Source organism: Nostoc sp. JL31 (genome assembly GCF_017114965.1).
GTDB lineage: Bacteria > Cyanobacteriota > Cyanobacteriia > Cyanobacteriales > Nostocaceae > Nostoc > Nostoc punctiforme_A.
Map to the genome: position 1 here is coordinate 114,896 of NZ_JABXKO010000119.1, position 18,877 is coordinate 133,772.

Annotated in this window: 14 protein-coding genes; 5 read left to right on the top strand and 9 right to left on the bottom strand. The window is 40.2% G+C overall.

What is annotated here, in order from left to right:
• Positions 1-54 precede the first annotated feature (54 nt).
• The 3 genes from ada (at position 55) to HWQ43_RS32025 (ending at position 2,830) form a co-directional block, all read left to right on the top strand.
• Positions 55-1,134: a bifunctional DNA-binding transcriptional regulator/O6-methylguanine-DNA methyltransferase Ada gene (gene ada, locus HWQ43_RS32015; protein WP_292741123.1), complete on the top strand. Its 1,080-nt coding sequence runs from the start codon at positions 55-57 to the stop codon at positions 1,132-1,134.
• A complete protein-coding gene (locus tag HWQ43_RS32020; RefSeq protein WP_292741125.1) occupies positions 1,118-1,756 on the top strand; it encodes a DNA-3-methyladenine glycosylase 2 family protein in 639 nt (212 codons plus the stop codon). The genes ada and HWQ43_RS32020 overlap by 17 nt, the downstream gene beginning before the upstream one ends.
• Positions 1,757-1,933: 177 nt before the next feature.
• Entirely contained in the window at positions 1,934-2,830 is an 897-nt protein-coding gene (locus HWQ43_RS32025; RefSeq protein ID WP_292741154.1) for a DMT family transporter, read from the top strand.
• A 177-nt stretch (positions 2,831-3,007) separates the two neighbouring features.
• Here the strand turns inward: HWQ43_RS32025 and dapF are convergent, their stop codons facing one another.
• A complete protein-coding gene (gene dapF, locus HWQ43_RS32030; RefSeq protein ID WP_292741127.1) occupies positions 3,008-3,847 on the bottom strand; it encodes a diaminopimelate epimerase in 840 nt (279 codons plus the stop codon).
• A gap of 69 nt (positions 3,848-3,916) precedes the next feature.
• Here dapF and HWQ43_RS32035 point away from each other — a divergent pair, with 69 nt between their 5' ends.
• Positions 3,917-4,135 carry an RNA chaperone Hfq gene (locus tag HWQ43_RS32035; protein ID WP_292741129.1) on the top strand — a complete coding sequence of 73 codons (219 nt, stop codon included), beginning with the start codon at positions 3,917-3,919 and terminating at the stop codon, positions 4,133-4,135.
• A gap of 143 nt (positions 4,136-4,278) precedes the next feature.
• Here HWQ43_RS32035 and HWQ43_RS32040 read toward each other — a convergent pair whose 3' ends face one another.
• The 5 genes from HWQ43_RS32040 to HWQ43_RS32060 form a co-directional block, all read right to left on the bottom strand.
• Positions 4,279-6,063: a diguanylate cyclase gene (locus tag HWQ43_RS32040; RefSeq protein WP_292741131.1), complete on the bottom strand. Its 1,785-nt coding sequence runs from the start codon at positions 6,061-6,063 to the stop codon at positions 4,279-4,281.
• A 423-nt stretch (positions 6,064-6,486) separates the two neighbouring features.
• Positions 6,487-6,663, bottom strand: a complete 177-nt coding sequence (locus tag HWQ43_RS32045; RefSeq protein ID WP_292741133.1) for a hypothetical protein — start codon at positions 6,661-6,663, stop codon at positions 6,487-6,489.
• A gap of 82 nt (positions 6,664-6,745) precedes the next feature.
• Entirely contained in the window at positions 6,746-9,085 is a 2,340-nt protein-coding gene (locus HWQ43_RS32050; protein WP_292741135.1) for a cation:proton antiporter, read from the bottom strand.
• A 341-nt stretch (positions 9,086-9,426) separates the two neighbouring features.
• The gene (locus HWQ43_RS32055) at positions 9,427-10,404 is read right to left on the bottom strand and encodes an SDR family NAD(P)-dependent oxidoreductase (protein WP_292741137.1); all 978 of its coding nucleotides are present in this window, start codon (positions 10,402-10,404) and stop codon (positions 9,427-9,429) included.
• 12 nt (positions 10,405-10,416) lie between these two features.
• Entirely contained in the window at positions 10,417-11,310 is an 894-nt protein-coding gene (locus HWQ43_RS32060; RefSeq protein ID WP_292741139.1) for a hypothetical protein, read from the bottom strand.
• 980 nt (positions 11,311-12,290) lie between these two features.
• Here HWQ43_RS32060 and HWQ43_RS32065 point away from each other — a divergent pair.
• On the top strand, positions 12,291-14,876 hold the full coding sequence (locus tag HWQ43_RS32065) for an adenylate/guanylate cyclase domain-containing protein (RefSeq protein ID WP_292741140.1): 2,586 nt from the start codon (positions 12,291-12,293) through the stop codon (positions 14,874-14,876).
• 359 nt (positions 14,877-15,235) lie between these two features.
• Here the strand turns inward: HWQ43_RS32065 and HWQ43_RS32070 are convergent, their stop codons facing one another.
• The 3 genes from HWQ43_RS32070 to HWQ43_RS32080 all read right to left on the bottom strand — a co-directional run bounded on the left by HWQ43_RS32070 (position 15,236) and on the right by HWQ43_RS32080 (position 18,822).
• Positions 15,236-16,318, bottom strand: coding sequence for a response regulator (locus HWQ43_RS32070; RefSeq protein ID WP_292741142.1), 1,083 nt, complete (start codon positions 16,316-16,318; stop codon positions 15,236-15,238).
• 1,378 nt (positions 16,319-17,696) lie between these two features.
• Positions 17,697-18,188, bottom strand: a complete 492-nt coding sequence (locus HWQ43_RS32075; protein ID WP_292741144.1) for a hypothetical protein — start codon at positions 18,186-18,188, stop codon at positions 17,697-17,699.
• 343 nt (positions 18,189-18,531) lie between these two features.
• The gene (locus HWQ43_RS32080) at positions 18,532-18,822 is read right to left on the bottom strand and encodes a pentapeptide repeat-containing protein (RefSeq protein WP_292741156.1); all 291 of its coding nucleotides are present in this window, start codon (positions 18,820-18,822) and stop codon (positions 18,532-18,534) included.
• Positions 18,823-18,877 lie beyond the last annotated feature (55 nt).

Below are 18,877 nucleotides of genomic sequence, written 5' to 3' on the forward strand. Positions count from 1 at the left end.
GGGTGCTAAAAACAAATGAATTCCTTAATAAAAAATATATTGAAGGAGGCATCAATGCAATTACAACAAACACCAGTCTTGGAAGAAGCACTTTGGCAAGCAGTTCTCAATCGAGACTCCACTTTTGTAGGTAAGTTTTTCTATGGTGTTCGTTCTACAGGCATTTATTGCCGACCGATTTGCCCTAGTCGCAGACCAAATCGCAATCAAGTTTGTTTCTTCAAGTCGGTACAAGAGGCTGAAATTGCAGGTTTTCGAGCTTGTAAGCGCTGTCAGCCACAATCTGAAATAGTTTCAAATACAGCCAAAATCTTAGCAGTATGTCGATATATTGAATCACAAGTTGACCACATACCAACCCTCTCAGAATTATGCTCTCAGGTGGAAATGAGTCCCAGTTACCTGCAAAGAATATTTAAGCAAATAATTGGCGTATCCCCTTTTCAATATGCAGATGCGCTGCGTAGCCAACGATTGAAGCAGCGTTTACAGTCGGGGGAAGAAATTGCTGATGCAGTTTACGATACGGGGTATGGTTCAAGTAGCCAACTCTATGAGAAAGCACCTAAACAACTGGGAATGACACCAAAGACTTACCAACAAGCTGGAAAGACAATTAGCATTGTCTATGCGATCGCTCCATGTTCACTAGGATATTTGCTTGTGGCAACAACAGAGAAGGGTATCTGCGCCGTAAAATTAGGTGATGAAGCAGACAAACTTGAACACATTTTGAACCAAGAATTTCACCAAGCGCAGATTGTGCGTGATGACCACACACACAAAGACTGGATACAATCAATCCTTGACTTTATTGCGGGAGATGCAACCCATCTCGATTTACCACTTGATATCCGTGGAACAGCATTTCAGAAACAGGTTTGGCAAGCATTACAAAAAATTCCATACAGCGAAACGCGCACCTATGGCGATATCGCCCGTAATCTTGCCAAACCCCAAGCAGTCCGCGCGGTTGGTAATGCTTGTGGCGCTAATCCGATCGCGCTGATTGTACCATGTCACCGTGTGCTGCGGAGTGATGGCAGTCTTGGTGGTTATCACTGGGGAATTGAGCGCAAACAAAAACTGCTTACACAAGAGTCGAAATCTGACAAACATGACTCAAACACCTGAACTAGAATCCTTGACTGAAGAAAGTCTGACCCGTGGTTTAATGGTGCTTGCCAATCTTGATAGCGATTTGGCTTGGATTTTAGAAACACTGGGGCCTCCACCAATATGGTCAAGAGAACCGGGTTTTGCAACGCTGTTGTGTATAATTCTGGAACAACAAGTTTCCGTAGCGGCTGCAAGGGCTGTATTTACGCGGCTATGTGCGGTTGTTGTAACTTTAACGCCAGAAAATTTTCTGATATTGGATGATGCTCAATTAAGAGCGATTGGATTCAGTCGGCAAAAGATTTTATACTGTCGTGGGTTGGCGAATGCTATTGCAACTGGTCAGCTTGACCTCAGCAAGCTCCAAACAATGGACGAAACTACTATTAGAACTGAGTTAAAGCGTCTCAAAGGCATCGGAGACTGGACAGTTGATATTTATTTGCTCATGGCGCTGCAACGTCCTGATGTCTTTCCTAAAGGCGATTTAGCGATCGCGATCGCTCTACAAAAACTCAAAAACTTGGCAACGCGTCCAACACCACTGCAATTAGAAGCCATGACACAGTTCTGGCGACCGTGGCGAGCAGTTGCGGCAAGACTTCTATGGCATTATTACTTGAGTAATCCCAAATAATTACTACTTCTCCCTTGGCGCACTTGGCGCACTTGGCGGTTCGTATAATAAATATAAACTAAATGGCAGAAAATCAATTAAGCCTAACACCAGAAAAATCTGATAAAACTTCAAAAATCCTGCCTCATAGTAATAATTGCATTATTAGCTTTATCTTCAACAGCAATATTTATTAAAATTGCTGTTAGAGAAATGAGCGCTGTAGCTACATTATTTAATCGTTTATGGATAGCGACTATTATCTTTGGATTATGGAGTGGAATTAACCAAGTACGGACTCAAATTACAGAAGATAAACCTGTATTAGCACAGCAGCCTTATCCAATCAAAGAGATAGCGCTTTTAATAGCAGTGGGTTTAGTTCATGTATTAGGTCGATTATCTTGGACTTGGGCACTAACTCAGACTGGTGCTGCTAATGCTAATGCTTTAGGTAGTCTCAATCCGCTATTTACTACTTTAGGAGGATGGCTATTTTTTAATCAAATTTTTGGGCGTAAATTTATTATCGGTCTGATCTTAGCCATAATCGGTGCGATTGCTGTTGGATTTGAAGATTTATTGCGTTCTAATAATAATATTACAGGTGATGCTGTTGCCCTAATATCATCAATATTTTATGCAGCAAACTTTTTACTTATTGAGCAGATCAGCAATAGGTTTTCAATTATCACCATCCTCGTGTGGCGCTGTGCGATCGCAACTTCATTGATGATACCTGTAGTGCTAATTTTAGAAAAACAAGTTTTTCCAGTTACTTTGTCGGGGTGGTTAGTAGTCTTTGCCCTAGCTGCTATTTGCGAAGCTTTGGGTCATGGGCTAATTATATACAGCCTCAAAAACTTTTCATCAGGATTTATCTCTTTACTTTTACTACTCAATCCGGTGATTGTTGCTATTCTTGCTTGGATACTTTTCTCGGAAAACTTGAGTATTTTTAACTTGTTAGGTTTGGCTCTAATTTTAGGGGGTATATATCTAGCAATTTCTAATAAAGAAGCTGTGCAATCTAAAGTTAATACCCATATCCAATCTCCAGCAGAAACAGATTCATCCGCCAGTTCCCCAAAATAATATCAATTTGAAAAAATAATGCAATAAATAGACCATATTGTAGAGACGCGATTCATCGCGTCTTTACCCAAGGATGTGTTGCAATATTATTAAATAGCTATAAGAAACGATGGCACAGCCCGCCACAGACACCGCTGTTATGGCACTACTACTTGAGTAATGCCAATAGTAAGTCGGTTACAGTTTTCCAGTGAATACTCGTTCAGCCGGGCCTGTCATATAAACCCGTTGGTCTACTTCTGACCATTCAATTTCCAAGGGGCCACCTGGTAATTCTACAGTTGCGGTGCGATCGCATTCTCCAGTTAACACACCAGCTACCAAGGAAGCACAAGCACCAGTCCCGCAAGCTAAGGTAATCCCAGCACCCCGTTCCCACACCCGCATTTTCAAATAATCACGGCGCACCACTTGAATAAATTCAGTATTTATGCGTTGGGGAAAAGCTGGGTGATGCTCAAATTTTGGGCCGATGGTTTCTAACTCAATTGCTGCTACATCTTCTACAAAGGTAATGCAGTGAGGATTTCCCATATTTACACAGGTGACTTCCCAGGTTTTATCCGCCACCTCCAACGGCTGAGAAATTACTTTTTCTTGGGCGGGTACAAGATTAGTCGGAATTTCGCCAGCGAGTAACCTGGGTAAACCCATGTCTACTTTAACTTGACCATCAGATAAGAGTTGGGGAGTCATTACACCACCCAAAGTATGAATGCGATATGAGTCTTGATTGCGGGATTCGCCTTCTAAGTCCGCTAAAAAGCCAGCTAAACAGCGAATGCCATTGCCACACATTTCTGGTTCTGAACCATCAGAATTAAAAATCCGCATGGTGTAGTCAGTGCCGTTTTCTCCGGGGAGGGCAAAAATGACACCATCAGCACCGATACCAAAATGGCGATCGCACAACTTGATGGCTTGCTCTGGAGTCACTACAGGCACAGATGACGAGCGATTGTCAATCAAAATAAAGTCGTTGCCTAGACCATGATACTTAGTAAATTCGATTGCCATTTCTTCAAGGATGAATTATCAAGGATTAGTTACTCTTTATTTTGCCTTGTAGGTTCATCTTTACTAAAAATGCTTACCGAATTTGACACCACTTTACCCAGTATTAGACAAGTCCAAAACCTGATTAAACAAACAACGCCAGTAGAGTTAAAGCTGGTGACTCAGGATGTACTCACAGGAAAGGTTTTATGGCAAGATCCACAGTGTATCTGTATTGCTGATGAAAACAGTCAGCAAACCACCGTTTGGAAACAAGCGATCGCCTACATCAAGCCGCAAGTGAGTTAGGAGTGAGACAGAAACATCACAGTAGCAGGGGGAATACTTCTTCTACCCTGCCGCAAAACGAAGTGGAGCAAGGGTTTCAATCCCCCTGCTCCCACTCTCCCTGCCCCTCCCTATTTTTGAACCCCTATTCTTCGTCACTGGACTTAGAGTTTTGCAGCACAAACCCACCGATTGCGTCCTTGTTCTTTAGCTTTATACAAAGCTTTGTCGGCTGCATTAATTAAGTCTTGAGGTGAACTTTTATCTGTTGGTTTTTGAATCGCAACACCTAAACTGACGGTCACAAAATATTGAAAATTATTCTTTTTCTTATGGGGAATCTTTAATTCTTGAATAGATTTTTGAATCAGCTTAGTTACTTTAATCGCACCTGATTCGTTCGTATTTGGCAAAATGACAATAAATTCTTCACCACCATAACGAGCTAGTAGATCGGTAGGACGCTTTAATACAGATTGTGCTGCATGAGCAACTTGTATTAAGCATTCATCCCCAGCTAAATGTCCATAAGAATCGTTATAATCCTTGAAATAGTCAATATCAAATATAATTAAAGATAAATAATTTTCGCTTAGTTTTAGTCGATTCCATTCTTGTTCTAAACATTGATCGAAACAATGACGGTTGGCGATTTGGGTTAGAGCATCTAGCTTACTAAGTTTTTCTAGCTGAGAATTTGCTAGTTCTAAAGCATTGTTTGCTTGAGCAAGTTGATTAGCTTGAGAGCGGAATTGTTCTAATAACTCAGAATGTTCTAAAGCTACATTAAACTGAGCAGCTAACTGGTGGATAAATTGAATTTCCGACTTTTTCCACTCGCGCGAACAATGGCACTGATGAACACATAGTAATCCCCATAAAGTTTTTCCTTTCATTAGAGGTGCAATAATTTGTGCCTTGATTTGAAATTGCTCTAACAATTGAATGTGGCAATCTTTTAGACCAGCTTGATAAATATCTGATAATACCTGTATACGCCCTTGGTGATAAGCAACTGCATATTTTTCACCAAAACAATTATCCTTTACCTTGATGGCGATCGTAGAATCGTAGTCAGGTAATACATTCTCGGAGACAAATTCTCCAGAGGTATAGTTAGATTCCGGGTCAAATCGAAAGATACTGACGCGATCGCTACGGAGAGCCTTACGAATTTCTCGTGCAGTAGTCTTAAACAAGGTGTCTAGATTCAGAGATTCACGAATTTCAGCAACTAAATGAAACAGAATCTCCTGCTGCTGATTTGCTTTATACAGTTCTGCTGCTTTTTGTTCTGCTTGAGCTAAAAATTCTGCTTGTTTAACTGCAAATCCTAACTGCGTTGCAATCTGAGACAGAAACTGAATTTCTAATTGTTTCCATTCATGTGGCTGTGAATGCTGATAAGCTGCAAGCACTCCCCACAGGTTTTTTCCCACAAATATTGGTGCAGTTGCATAAGCTCGAATATGGAACTGTTCTAAAATTTCTAAATGGCATTGAGACAAGCCTGCTGCGTAGACATCTGAAGCAATTAAAGTTTCATTATTACGATACCGTCCACCTTGATTTTCTTGTAGATAAGAGTCATTCCAAACTGTATTTTTTCCTAATGTCTCTACATCATCCCATCCAGTCTCTGCAAACTCAAAGTCACTGACAAATTCTCCACCCCAGTTTTCATAGAAACGATAAACGGCAATTCGCTCGACGCGGAGTAACTTGCAAGTTTCTTTAGTGGCTGTACGAAAAATTGTTTCTAACTCAAGAGAAGCTCGGATTTTGCTAATAACTCGGTAAAGCGCCCTTTCCTGCTCTTCTAACTGCTGAATTTGAACTTGTTTATCATGCAATTGAGTTTCTAAATTACTAACACTAGACTGTCCTAAAATCTTACAGAGTACATTAGCAGATACTCTCGTAATAATACGTAAACTTGTGTACAACATTATAAGTATAATTTCAGTAATATTGTAAAGATGAAAATAGACAGCTACAACGATGTAAAAACATAATTTTTCGTAGTTTATAACCATTATCGCGTAAGAAAGTTTTGTGGTCGCTTTTCTTGATCTGACTTTTGCCATTAAGTCTTAAAAAGCTTGCTCACAAAGAATTTTGGATAACGTACAGTTTTACAATACAGTAACGATCGCGATCGCCAAAGTATCTGACAACTTAAAATATGAGATTAAAAAGTATTGTAAAGACAGAATAAATTTGTAAAAAGTAAAGCTCAATTCTTAGGTACATTGAGTTATCAAACAAAGTCATCAAATTCAGTCGACCAAAAAATTCTGCGATTGACAAAGATCAAGCAGATGACCCTATTAATTACTTTGCTGCAAAAGAGAATCAAAATTTAGAGTTGTTCAAGCCAAGAGATCGCCAGTCTCCAAGATTGATTTGTCCCATTTTCCCGCACCCAATACTTCTCGATTAAGGGAAAAGGGAAAAAAACCTTGAATATTGTGTCCGGCTAAAGGCTTGTCATTTAGACCGCAGGGAGAAAGAGGCTTTGCCGATTTTTGCACAGATGCGGTAATCATAAGTGATTAACCGGACTTGATATCACTACCATCCCAAAGGCGCAATCGCTAAATTGAACCGCTTACTTGCGCCAGTCGATTATTAATCAGTCACACTATCGGCAGGTAAAAACTCTTTGAGGGCTTCTGCCTCAGCAGCTTTCACCACTGGGATAGAAAGGGGTACTGAACTGGCGATCGCAAATAACTGTTGTAGTTGACTCAGACCTGTCAAGTTACCACATAACAATACTTGGTCGCCAACTCGCAAATCCATACCGCTATCAGGGTAGCGGATAAACTTGCCATCTCGCCGGATCGCCTGTACTTGGACTCCAAATTGCTTGCTTATATCTAAATCTGCAAGGGTTTTACCTAGTGTTGACGCATCTGCATTAACTGTAACCCACTGACAAGCACTATTTTCTCCGGGAACAGCCGCTTGTCCCTTAGCGAATTCTGCCAAAGCCGCCAGTTCTTCATCAGCTCCCACTACCAACAAGCGATCGCCTTCTGCCAATTTGGTTTGATTGTTGGGATAATCAATTTCATCGCCGTTAGCGCGGCGAATTGCCATCAAACTCACTCCTGTTAAATAGCGCATATCCGCTTCTTCTATACTCATACCAATTAAGGGCGAATCAGCTGGTAAAGGATACCAGCGCTGATTTAAGTCGCGGGTTGCTTGGCGCAAATCACGAGCAACTTCAGTTGCAGAACGCTCTGGGCGCAAATCTAAGTAATGATCGTTGCGGATTTGCTGCATTTCTCGTTGGACGACAGCTGAGGACAACAAGCCTAAGCCAGTTAATAAATAGGTTGCCATTTCTAAGCTGGCTTCAAACTCTGGTTGTACAACTTCCCTTGCTCCCAATTGATACAGCACCTCAATATTTTTATCCTGGTTAGCACGGACAACCAAATCTAATTCTGGGCGCAATTCCAAGGCGCGTTTCAAGCAAAGACGAGTACTCATGGGGTCTGGGAGTGCGATCGCCATTCCTTTGGCATGATTCACCCCGGCAGTTTCCAGAACGTGTAAACTGACGCAATTACCATAAACATAAGACACCCCAGCCTCACGTAACTGCTGAATTCTACTCTCTGATTGGTCGATTACCACCACGGGTAAGTCATGTTGCTGCAACAACTTCACCAAATTCTTGCCGACTCGCCCATAGCCACAAACTACTACATGGTCTTTGAAGGGCAAATCTTCTGATACATCCCGCGCCTCATCTTCTTCTAAGTACGGTTTCAACCAAGGCATTGATTCGGCAAAGTTAAATAAAAATGGCACTAACCGCAGTACAAAGGGAGTAAGCATGAGAGTGACTGCGGTAGTTCCCAAAATTAATAAATATATTTGTCGGGACACCAGCCCCAAAGACTGCCCTTCACTAGCGAGAACAAAGGAAAATTCCCCAATTTGCGCCAATCCCAAACCGGCAATTATGGCTGTTTTCAAAGGATAGCGGAACAGTTTCACTAGGGGCGTGATAATCAAAAATTTACCTACGAAAACTATTGCCACTAATCCCAAAATTAATTCCAGGTTGTTCCACAAAAACACCGGGTCAATTAACATCCCAATGGCAGCAAAAAATAAACTGGCAAAGATATCTCGCAGTGGTTCGACATAAGTCAGGGTTTGATCGGCGTACTCCACCTCAGAAATCATCAAACCCGCAACAAATGCGCCCATTTCAATGGACAGTCCCAAATGCTCTGTCAACAGGGCAATGCCTAAACACAGGGCTACAACCCCTAATAAAAATAGTTCTTTACTTTCGGTACGGGCTAGCAGTTGCAACAAAGGCGGTATCAGCCAAATCCCCGCAGCTACAGCCCCAGCAGCAAATAAAGCAATCGAAGCTAGCGCTGTTAGAACGGCGATGCCAATAGTTTCTGCTGGTTGATTGAGGGCTGGTAAGACTGCTAACATTAGTCCTAGTGCCAAGTCCTGTACAACTAAAATCCCTAACATTACTTGCCCGTGAGGCGTTTCTGTTTCGTTGCGCTCCATCAAACATTTGAGGACAACCGCTGTGGAAGACAGCGACAGAATACACCCCAAAAACATCCCCTTAGCAGGTAAGGCTCCCCAGGCTCCGCTTAACCCGCATACTAAAACTGTCACCAAAATCGTCAAAGCAATCTGGAGTCCACCTCCACCAAGAGCGATCGCTTTTACCTTCTTGAGTTCCGCAAAGGAAAATTCTACACCCAAGGCGAATAGCAAAAAGGCGACCCCGAACTGTGCCAGAGTCTCTACTTGAATCAGTTCTTTAATCAATCCCAGCCCAGTTGGTCCAATAACTATCCCGCCAATGAGATACCCCAGCAGCACGGGTTGTTGCAAAAGTGCCGCCAATAGTCCGCCACAGGCTGCAACGCCTAGAACTAAAACTAAATCAACAATTAACCGAAAATCTTCTTGCACCAGTTTTAAAAGAACTATTAAGACCTATTAATTCAGGATACAAAGTTTTATATATCCCAGGATAGTTTGTTTAGATATTGGGCATTAGGTATAGGGCATTGGGCTAGAAGAGATGTATTTTATAATGCAACAATGAGTCTTTGATATTCGCGGACGAGTCTTTAATACTCGTGAATGAGTCTTTGATATTCGCGGACGAGTTTTTAATACTTGCGGACGAGTTTTTAATACTTGCGGACGAGTCTTTAATACTCGTGAACAACTATAAAAACTCTACTTACTCCAATGCCCCATGCCCAATGCCCAATGCCCTATGCCCAATGCCCTATGCCCAATCCCCATTAAATTTTAGGCGAACCGAGGGCATTCAATAATAGCAGTGACCACGGCAGTTTAATATCAGGTATAAGCCATGAGTAATTTCTCAGTACAGGCAATGCAGCCGGTAGTACAAAACGCAGAGAGCGTAATGATGCAGGCTGCTCGCCATTTTCATCTACAAGATTATATTTTTTAGCCAGTTCGGCAACAATCTGCACACGTCCTGTATGGCGGATTATATTTGGCTCACTAGCAAGTGCAGCGATCGCTCTTCCAGTAAATAAGGGAGTTTCCCAGTTGTAGCGATCGCTTAAAAATGAGAAATTATTTTCAGTAGCATTGGTTTGATTCATTTCCGAAGCAAAACGGGAAAAAAGCTCAGTACCAACAATACCCGGCCAAATTGAAACAGAAGTGACGTTATGGGGTTTTAACTCAACAGCCATATTAGCAGCAAGGCGATCGCAAGCTGCTTTGCCAACACCATAAACTGTATTAAAGAGATAAAACATACTTCCCCATGAGGAAATGGTGCAAATGAGTCCAGAGTTACGCTTAGTCATCATCCGAGCAGCAAAAACACTCGCAACATAGTGGCTCCGAAGTCCAACGTTGTTGCTAGCATCCCAAAGATTTGGTTCAGAATCCCAAAAGGGCTGTCCATGAGCGTCTTTTAACGCCTGAACTCCTGAGTAAGCATTATTTACCAGTAGGTCGAGTTGGCCATTTTGCTCATCTTGAATGCGATCGAAAAGCAAACGCACCTGCTCATCGTCGCTGTGGTCTACTTGCACAGGAATGCATACACCCCCGGCTTCCTCAATGGCTGATTTCGTTTCACCAAGACTACCTGAAACCCCCTCACTGGAGGAGTTGTTGAGGCTGCGACCCGTGACGTATACAGTTGCACCTGCTTCACCAAGGCCAATGGCAATTCCCCTACCAATTCCCCGCGTAGCACCTGTTACCAAAGCCACTTTACCTTCAAGATGTTTCATGAGCGCTCATTTCTAATCTTTTAGCGTTAAATATTGATTATTACAATATTCTTTCGTGGCTGTGACTGAAACAACTTCTATTTCGATCGGTTTTTCTTTAGTTCCATCGATCAGAAACTCACTAGCTCCTTCACGAGGTTTTTTCGGATTTCCCCAATCATAGGTATAACCTAAACCTGTCCAAGGATAATGTTCTTGACTACCAACTGCATAAGAAGTTGTATATATCTCTTGCAAAATCGGATAACTAGCAGGAATCGGTATATTAAAAACATTACAACTAGAATCATTAATTTCTGGATCAACACATGGTCTACTTAAATTTTCAGCTTTTACCCACATTTCGACAAAATGCGTCTTATTGGAATTTCTATTTAAAATCAAGCCTAAATACTGCTGTAACCTCAGAGAAAGCATAATATTACCGGGAATATTTATACCGATCCCCTTACAATTTTGACAAAATTCCTTAACTTGAGGAACGGCTGTTAACCAAGTGCGTGCTTCTATGCTTTTTTTTGTACCTACTTTCCAATCCTCAGTTGGGTTTTTGACATATTTCCAACTCGCCATTAGATATTCAATTTTGCCGTTATTTTCTCTCCACTTTATTTGAGCATTAGTTTTTGACAATGACCAAAGATTTTTTATTACTTTATCTTCATTTGGTCTTTTTGCATCCTCAATAGCTGCATCTAACTGCTTTTTCAGAGCGTTATAACTTTCTGGTTTATTTTTCTCCAGATACTCATTGACATTTGGGTTGGTTTCTGATCGCGCTAATAAATCCTTTCTGAGGTTTGATGTACTCTGTATGGGAATTTCTGTAGCTAGTAAACTGGAATATCCGACTGCCAAGAATGCACCTGTCAAGCCTAAAAATACTTGAGCCTTTAATTTTTTCATTAAAATAATTCTGTGGATTTCCAACAATAGGGTGAATGTTCCAGCCCATGTAAATATGGGTTCAACTCGAAGATTGAATCTGATTTTATATTTATGTTTGGCTGAAATAATATTGTGCTTAATATTTTTAATTAACTTTATCTGTATAAAAATCAATATCTATGAGCTAGTACTACTCTCTCAAGAGTAAATTGATGGATAAGCAAGTTCGTAGTAAGGACTTTAGTCCTTATTTTTTCAGCACTAAAGTGCTTATTAGAAACCCTCAAAACTAAGTTGGCAAATTAGTAGCCTGCCACAGGCATCACAACAGAATAATAGAGTGGTTTATTACCGCCGAACTGTACTAGTACCGCAAGGCGGAAGTCAAAAGGAGCCAGTGCGTTGCGCGGCTCTGCCGACTTGTTCGCTCTTAGCGTTCCCGCAGGGTAGCAACTGGCATTCAAAAGTCAAAAGTGTTATGGAATAAGCTCTTTAAAGATTTTAAATGGTTACTCTATTTCCGCCATGTTGTACTAGTATTTTTTACTCAGCACTTTCTTTTTCAGGGTGACATATCTGCGATCGCTTACTTTCGCAGATAAGTTATAGCATTTCTACGTACAATTACTTATAATTTGCAGCTATTTTAAAATAAATCGACTATACTCTACGGATATAGCAATGCTCATTAGTCTGTCCCTGCAAAATCTTACGAGGCAACATTAGCAATCTCTCGCCTGCGGAAAACATTGTTTTCTCGTTTATATGAGGGGTCTAACCCTCTATTTATCATCTGTATCCACCAATGGGAAGGGGTTTTGGTCAAGCCATGCTTGTTGGTAATCAGCTTGAGCGTTTATTCACAGGATGACGCTGGCTAAACAAGCGATTAAACTATGGATAATGTCGAGCAATTGTTGCTTTTAACACCACTTACATAAATTTAATCTCATCGTTAAATCTAAAACCTTATTCTGTTATATAAAAAAATACCAGTTATGTCAGCGTATCAAGGAAGTTGTGGGGAGACCACCGATTTGATTATTGGTGTTCACAACCAAGAAAACCTCGAATTACCAGCAAATCCTGCTCCTGTGGGTGCTCTTGCCACAAGACAAGGAACTTTTTCTACGTTTCTTGCTCCCTTGACTCAGGATACTTTTAAACAGGTCGTTAAGGATGTCGAGCAAAAATTACAGATTGTTCATCAAACCCTATCAATGCTTGATTCTCATGGGTTTGAAACCATTCTGCAAGAAATGTTGCATTCGATTACCTTGAAAACCGGAGAATTGTTGGGAGCAGACCGGACGACGATATTTTTATTGGATGAAGAAAAACAAGAACTTTGGTCAATTCTAGCTGAGGGTGAGGGCGGTCGCTCTTTAGAAATTCGCATCCCTGCTAATAAAGGTATTGGTGGTGAAGTTGCCACTTTTAAAGAAGTTATTAATATTCCCTTTGATTTTTATAACGATCCGCGATCGCATTTTGCCCAAGAACAAGAAAAAAGAACTGGCTATCGCACCTACACCATGTTAGCTTTGCCGTTGTTAAATGAACATGGGCAATTAGTTGCAGTAGTGCAATTACTAAATAAATTAAAATCTGGAAATAATCACGATGCTCCACTTGCAGAGCGCATTGATACCAGAGGTTTTACCTGTGCTGACGAACAATTATTTCAAGAATTTGCCCCTTCGATTCGCCTGATTTTAGAGTCCTCGCGCTCTTTTTATGTAGCTACTCAAAAACAAAGAGCAGTGGCGGCGCTGATGAAGGCGATCAAGTCACTTTCTCAAAGTAGTCTCGACTTAGAAGACACCCTCAAACGGGTGATGGATGAAGCCAAAGAACTGATGAATGCCGATCGCAGTACACTATGGTTAATAGACCGCGATCGTCATGAATTGTGGACGAAAATTACTCAAGATGATGGTTCAACGAAAGAGTTACGAGTCCCCGTAGGTAAAGGCTTTGCTGGGATAGTAGCGGCTTCTGGCAAGAAGCTGAATATTGGCTTTGATTTGTACTACGATCCTGACTCAGAAACAGCCCAAAAACTAGACCAGCAAAATGGCTATCGCACCTGTAGCTTACTTTGTATGCCAGTATTTAACGGCGATGAACAACTAATTGGCGTTACCCAACTCGTAAATAAAAAGAAATCTGGTGATTTTCCCCCTTATAATCCAGCTGATTGGCCGAAAGCTCCCGACTGCTTCCAAGCTAGCTTTGACCGCAACGATGAAGAGTTCATGGAAGCTTTTAATATTCAAGCCGGAGTAGCGCTGCAAAATGCCCAGTTGTTTGCCACAGTCAAGCAACAAGAACAAATGCAACGGGACATTCTGCGTAGTCTTTCCAATGGAGTGGTTTCCACTGATAAAACTGGATTAATTATCGCCGCCAATGAAAGCGCCAAGCGTTTGCTAGGATTGGGAGTAGATGACCGTTTAGAAGGTAAATTAGTTACTGATGTCATTGGCATCAAAGAAGGTGACTTTAGCAAGTGGTATCAGGATGCTTTACATGCAGTTGATTTAAAAGGTCGTCAGCAATATTACCCTGATCGCACACTTCTGGGCACTGGTACAGAACAGCATAGTATTAATTTATCGATTAACACCATTGCCGATGCTAGCGACCAAGAGCAAGTCCGTGGGGCGCTGGTGGTGATGGAAGACATCAGTGATGAAAAGCGGCTCAAGAGTACAATGTACCGCTACATGACCCAGGAATTAGCCGAAGAATTGCTGAAATTAGATGATGCTAAACTAGGAGGCGATCGCAAAGAAGTTTCGATTTTATTTTCGGATATTCGCGGCTACACCACATTAACAGAAAACTTGGAAGCAGAAGAAGTGGTAAGTATGCTCAATGAATATTTTGAATCAATGGTGGAGGCAGTCTTTAAACATAAAGGCACTCTTGACAAATACATCGGCGATGCCATCATGGCTGTATTTGGTTCTCCTCTACCATTAGAAGAACACGCTTGGATGGCAGTACAAACATCCTTAGAAATGCGCGATCGCCTACACGAATTTAATCAACGTCGCCATGTAGATGATAAACCCAGAATTAAAATCGGCATTGGTATCAACTCAGATACCGTGATTAGTGGGAATATTGGCTCTAGTAAGCGGATGGAATTTACCGCTATTGGCGATGGCGTTAATCTTGGCTCTCGATTAGAAAGTGTTAGTAAACAGTATGGTTGCGATATTATTATTAGCCATAACACTTTTAAACCATGCCAAGATAATATTTGGGCTAGGGAACTAGATTACATTCGTGTCAAGGGTAGAAACGAACCAGTAGCCATATACGAATTACTGGGTTTGCGTTCCAATCCAATTGAAAGCGAAAAATTGCAAGTGATTGAGCACTATCATAAAGGGCGTGAGTATTACCTCCAGCGGCAGTTTTCTCGTGCTAGGGCTGAATTTGCTAATGTTTTGGCAGCAGACAGCCAGGATAAAGCTGCTATGTTGCATCTGTTGCGTTGTCAGCATTGGTTACAATCACCCCCAACAGAATCAGATTGGGATGAAGGAGTCTGGACATTTCAGGAAAAATAACCCCACCAACTTTTCGGTTAGGGCTTATAACTAATACCAGTTTGAAAAAAGATGTACATTAACTGACTATTTGTCACTGTTAACAACTTGTGTAGCAGATTTCAAGTTGGTGAGGTACACAAGCTAAGTCTGTTACCCTAGTATAAAGCGTGTTTTAGTGCTGAATTCTGTTAGCGCATCAGGGTGTAGCCCATTCTGTATTCTGCTGTATTAATCCGCCTCTATAAGAGAATGACTGATTAATTTTAACTCATTCAGACAATATTATATAACTATAATGATAGTGAAGCAGATAATATTCAACCTTAAATCTCTAAAATAATAGGCTGTTTAAATTAAGTAATTTTTTTATTAGGAAATTAAACAATATGTTGAAAAATGACTTTTAGTAAATCTCCTTGTTTTAAAGGCTTAGTTAAATAGCCTGATGCTCTGACTATCTTAGCTTTAGCTCTATCTATAAATCCTACTTTTTCTGACACCATAATCACAGGTGTATTTTTAAAATATGAGTGTTTACGCAGCAAAGAGCAGAGTTCATATCCATCGAGATTAGGCATTGATATATCCAGCAAAATTATGTCGGGTTTTATCCGGATAATCTGCATTAAAGCTTTTAAAGAATCAGTGACTCCGATAACGGAAAAGGTTTGCTCATCTAAATAACTTTTAATAGCATTCAATACCGTAGGACTGTCATCAATACACAAGATTGTGTAGATTTTTCTGTCAGCAGACGGTTGGATGATTTGCTGACCCCTGTGTTCATTAGTATTAATCGAGTAGGCTGATGGCTTATGGCCGTTTATTTTAGGCAACTTTGGCGTAGTTTTGGCTTTAGATTGTAGCTCATTTATTTGGAAAAATTGTGAGGTATGCGATTGATAACTTGATGATGTTTGACGATAAACCGCTTCATTCTGGGGCGTTAAATATCGTTCAACTAATAAACGTAGATTTAGATAACAAAACTTTGGCATATCATCCAGAAAACTCTCAGGAATAAATTCATAACTTCCCTCCTCTAAATTCAGAAATGACTCTAGAACTTCTAGCGCCAATTGCTCTATCAGCATTGCTGCTTGAGAAGAACTGATATATTTCTGATTGACTAACCAACAAATAGCCAGATAATCTGGGTTTGGTATTGCCTGATTTTCAATACCAGTTTCAAATATCGCCCGCAACTGGTCTTTGATTCCGTCAGGGAGAGTAGAAATTTGCTGACTCAAGCGTTGCAAATTTCTGTAAAGCGGCTCAAACATTTTCTCTGAGTAGCAGGCATAAATTAGTTTCCCCTCATCTACATATATTGACCAAGAGCCTGATGTGCTAAACACCTGTAAACAACCAGTAACCGACTTACCAGTGATTTTTTTCAACAAAGTTAAGGGCTGGAGCTTTTGAAAAAATCTGTATCTACTAATCGGAAGTGTCTTCATTGGGATAGCTTTGGAATAAAATTAACATTTGCAGGCAAAATTAGTGAATTACCTTTTCGGAATTCACTGTGACTTTGTTGAAAGCACTTTTCAGATAAATATAGCGGTCATATTAGAGTTAGTACAGAGATTCCACACCCCCCAACTCTTAATTCACCAATCTCTGTTAAGCTATAATCCACAACTTACAACTAAACCAATTCATGCTACTGACCAATAGCAAAATTGCCCGACTAGTTGCCAGGATATAGTATTTCAAAAATTAGATTGGTTTTCTGTATCTTTAGCTAATCTAGCCAATCTAACAGTAACTCAAGTGCCACACAAAGACCATTGGCTCTCGCCCATCAGTCACAAAAGTATCATTGTTATCCGTATTTTGCAGCCTAAAATTATAGATACTTTAGTTCTCTTGCAAAAGTTTTTTGTTCCTAATCCTAAAGTCTGGAGCGACCAAAATCTACTTTCATGTAAATTTAAATGTTTCTCTATCAAGGCTTTTAGGCATTAAGTCCGCGCTGAGGAAGTATGTTTTTATATCCGTGACGAAAGTCGTCGCGTACTTTTTCAAGAAGTTTATTCTTGAGGGTAACTTCACAAGAGAAAAAGTATTATTAAAAACTAAGCATTCCAAAAGTTCAATATCTTACTTAAGTTTGTGATTGTAGAGCAACTCTTAGTCTTGGGATTCGGCAAAATTATCACTTGCACAAGAGAATGGTAAACCTCTGGACAAGAAGGAGTTTGCTGATAATTGCCGCCATGATGGTTTGTGGTGAGATGCACAGGCGACCAAATCAGCAGAAGGGAATCTCTTCATAAGTACTGGAAACGGATTCTAATGTTGTGTGGGGCTAAATAGTCACCCTGCACAAATTGGAGTGACAAATTCAAGAACTTACAGGGAAATTCTTGATTAGTAGTATATACCTGCAAAATAGCTATTTTCAGCTAGATGGTAGATAACAAGCAACATACTCACTAAAACTTAGGTTACTATAATTTTCAAAAAAAGTTAGCAGAAATATATAAACTTCATGATAAATCAGTAAAGTAAACATGAAAACTAATTGATATCATCTTCCAGAAAATTGTTATAAATATTTATTTGTTTAGATGTCCGGAAAAGCTAAAAATCTACAGTAAAAGATAATTATATGTCTGCTTATTGAATTACATTTACAAAAAACTAAATCATTTTATGGTAGCAATTTACCCAAAAAATCCCAAGTTTGAAAAATCGTAGGCGTAGCCTGTTATAAATATCGCATTCATTAACCGATAAAATATATGTAGCAAAAAGACGCAAAGAATTTCTTTGCGTCTTTGGCGTGAGATTTATAAGTGGAAATTCTCACCGTTATACTTCTCCATCTACTTAAAATTGCTCCCGCCAGCACCAGTTTAAAAGTGTACCACCAGCTACCAGCTTCACTACTTCTAGTACCCAATAACTACCGTGTAGTAAATTCATTGTCGATGGAATAGCAGCAGCAGCTTCAAATAGGTTGAGTTGAACTCCTATAGCGCACATCTGCGGAGTTAAAAAATAGGTATCAAGGACAGCTATAGTTAGCAGCAGCACAGATAAAACAATACTACCAATACTCCAGTGATATCGGGTTTTGCTCAAAGCTAGTGCCCCAGTCAGAACTACAGCAGCTGATAATAATTCCATCCGATTGAAGTTCCAAAAAATCGTATAGCCTGCTGTCGTAAAACCAGCTTGACTCATCATCCCAGAAAGATAAAGGCTAGGCATAATTACCCAATCTAAAACTAGACTAGCACTGAGCCAAAAGCCCAAGGTCAATACGATCGCGGTTTGCCAAATTGGTCGTTTGAATTCTAGGTTAGAAATAGCAGTCATAAAATAATTGCGTGTGTTGTATTTCTTTAGTTTCTAACTTCACCAGCAGTTTGACAACTAATATCAACTAACCTTTACAAAGCGATCGCTCTTATATTCTGAAGTCAATACCAAGATTTTTTAAACTAAGTTAAGAAATCTTAAGATTTTATAAAAAGTAATTTAAATAGATTTTGTCTGCTTAGAAATAATCAATTTTTTTCTATCGAAATTAACTTGTCAAGCAATATCGGATGTGAAAGCAGACACTTGAGTTATTTTGTACCTCATATACTTGAAAACTGCTGTATGAAAATTCTTATTTGATTAGCTTCCTATTGGCTGATAGAGTAACCCAGAATATTCATCCATGAATTATCTCTGGCCCGACGATAATCCTACCATCACCAACAATAGTATTTTGGAACAAGGCATTGTTAATGTAACCGAAATCACTAAGGTAAGACCCTTTGAGGTTGGCATTTTCAAATGTGGCACCAATTATGTCAGCATCAGTCACATTAGCACCCTCTAAATTAGTACCAATGAACCTAGCCAGGCTCAGTCTGGCATAACTGAGATTAGCCCCACTTAAATTAGCATCACTCAAATTAGCTGCCAATAGATTAGCTCGACTTAAGTTAGCCCCGCTCAGATTAGGTTGAGTCGATGGGGAGTATTATCTCCCGCACCTCTCACTTAGATCCGGA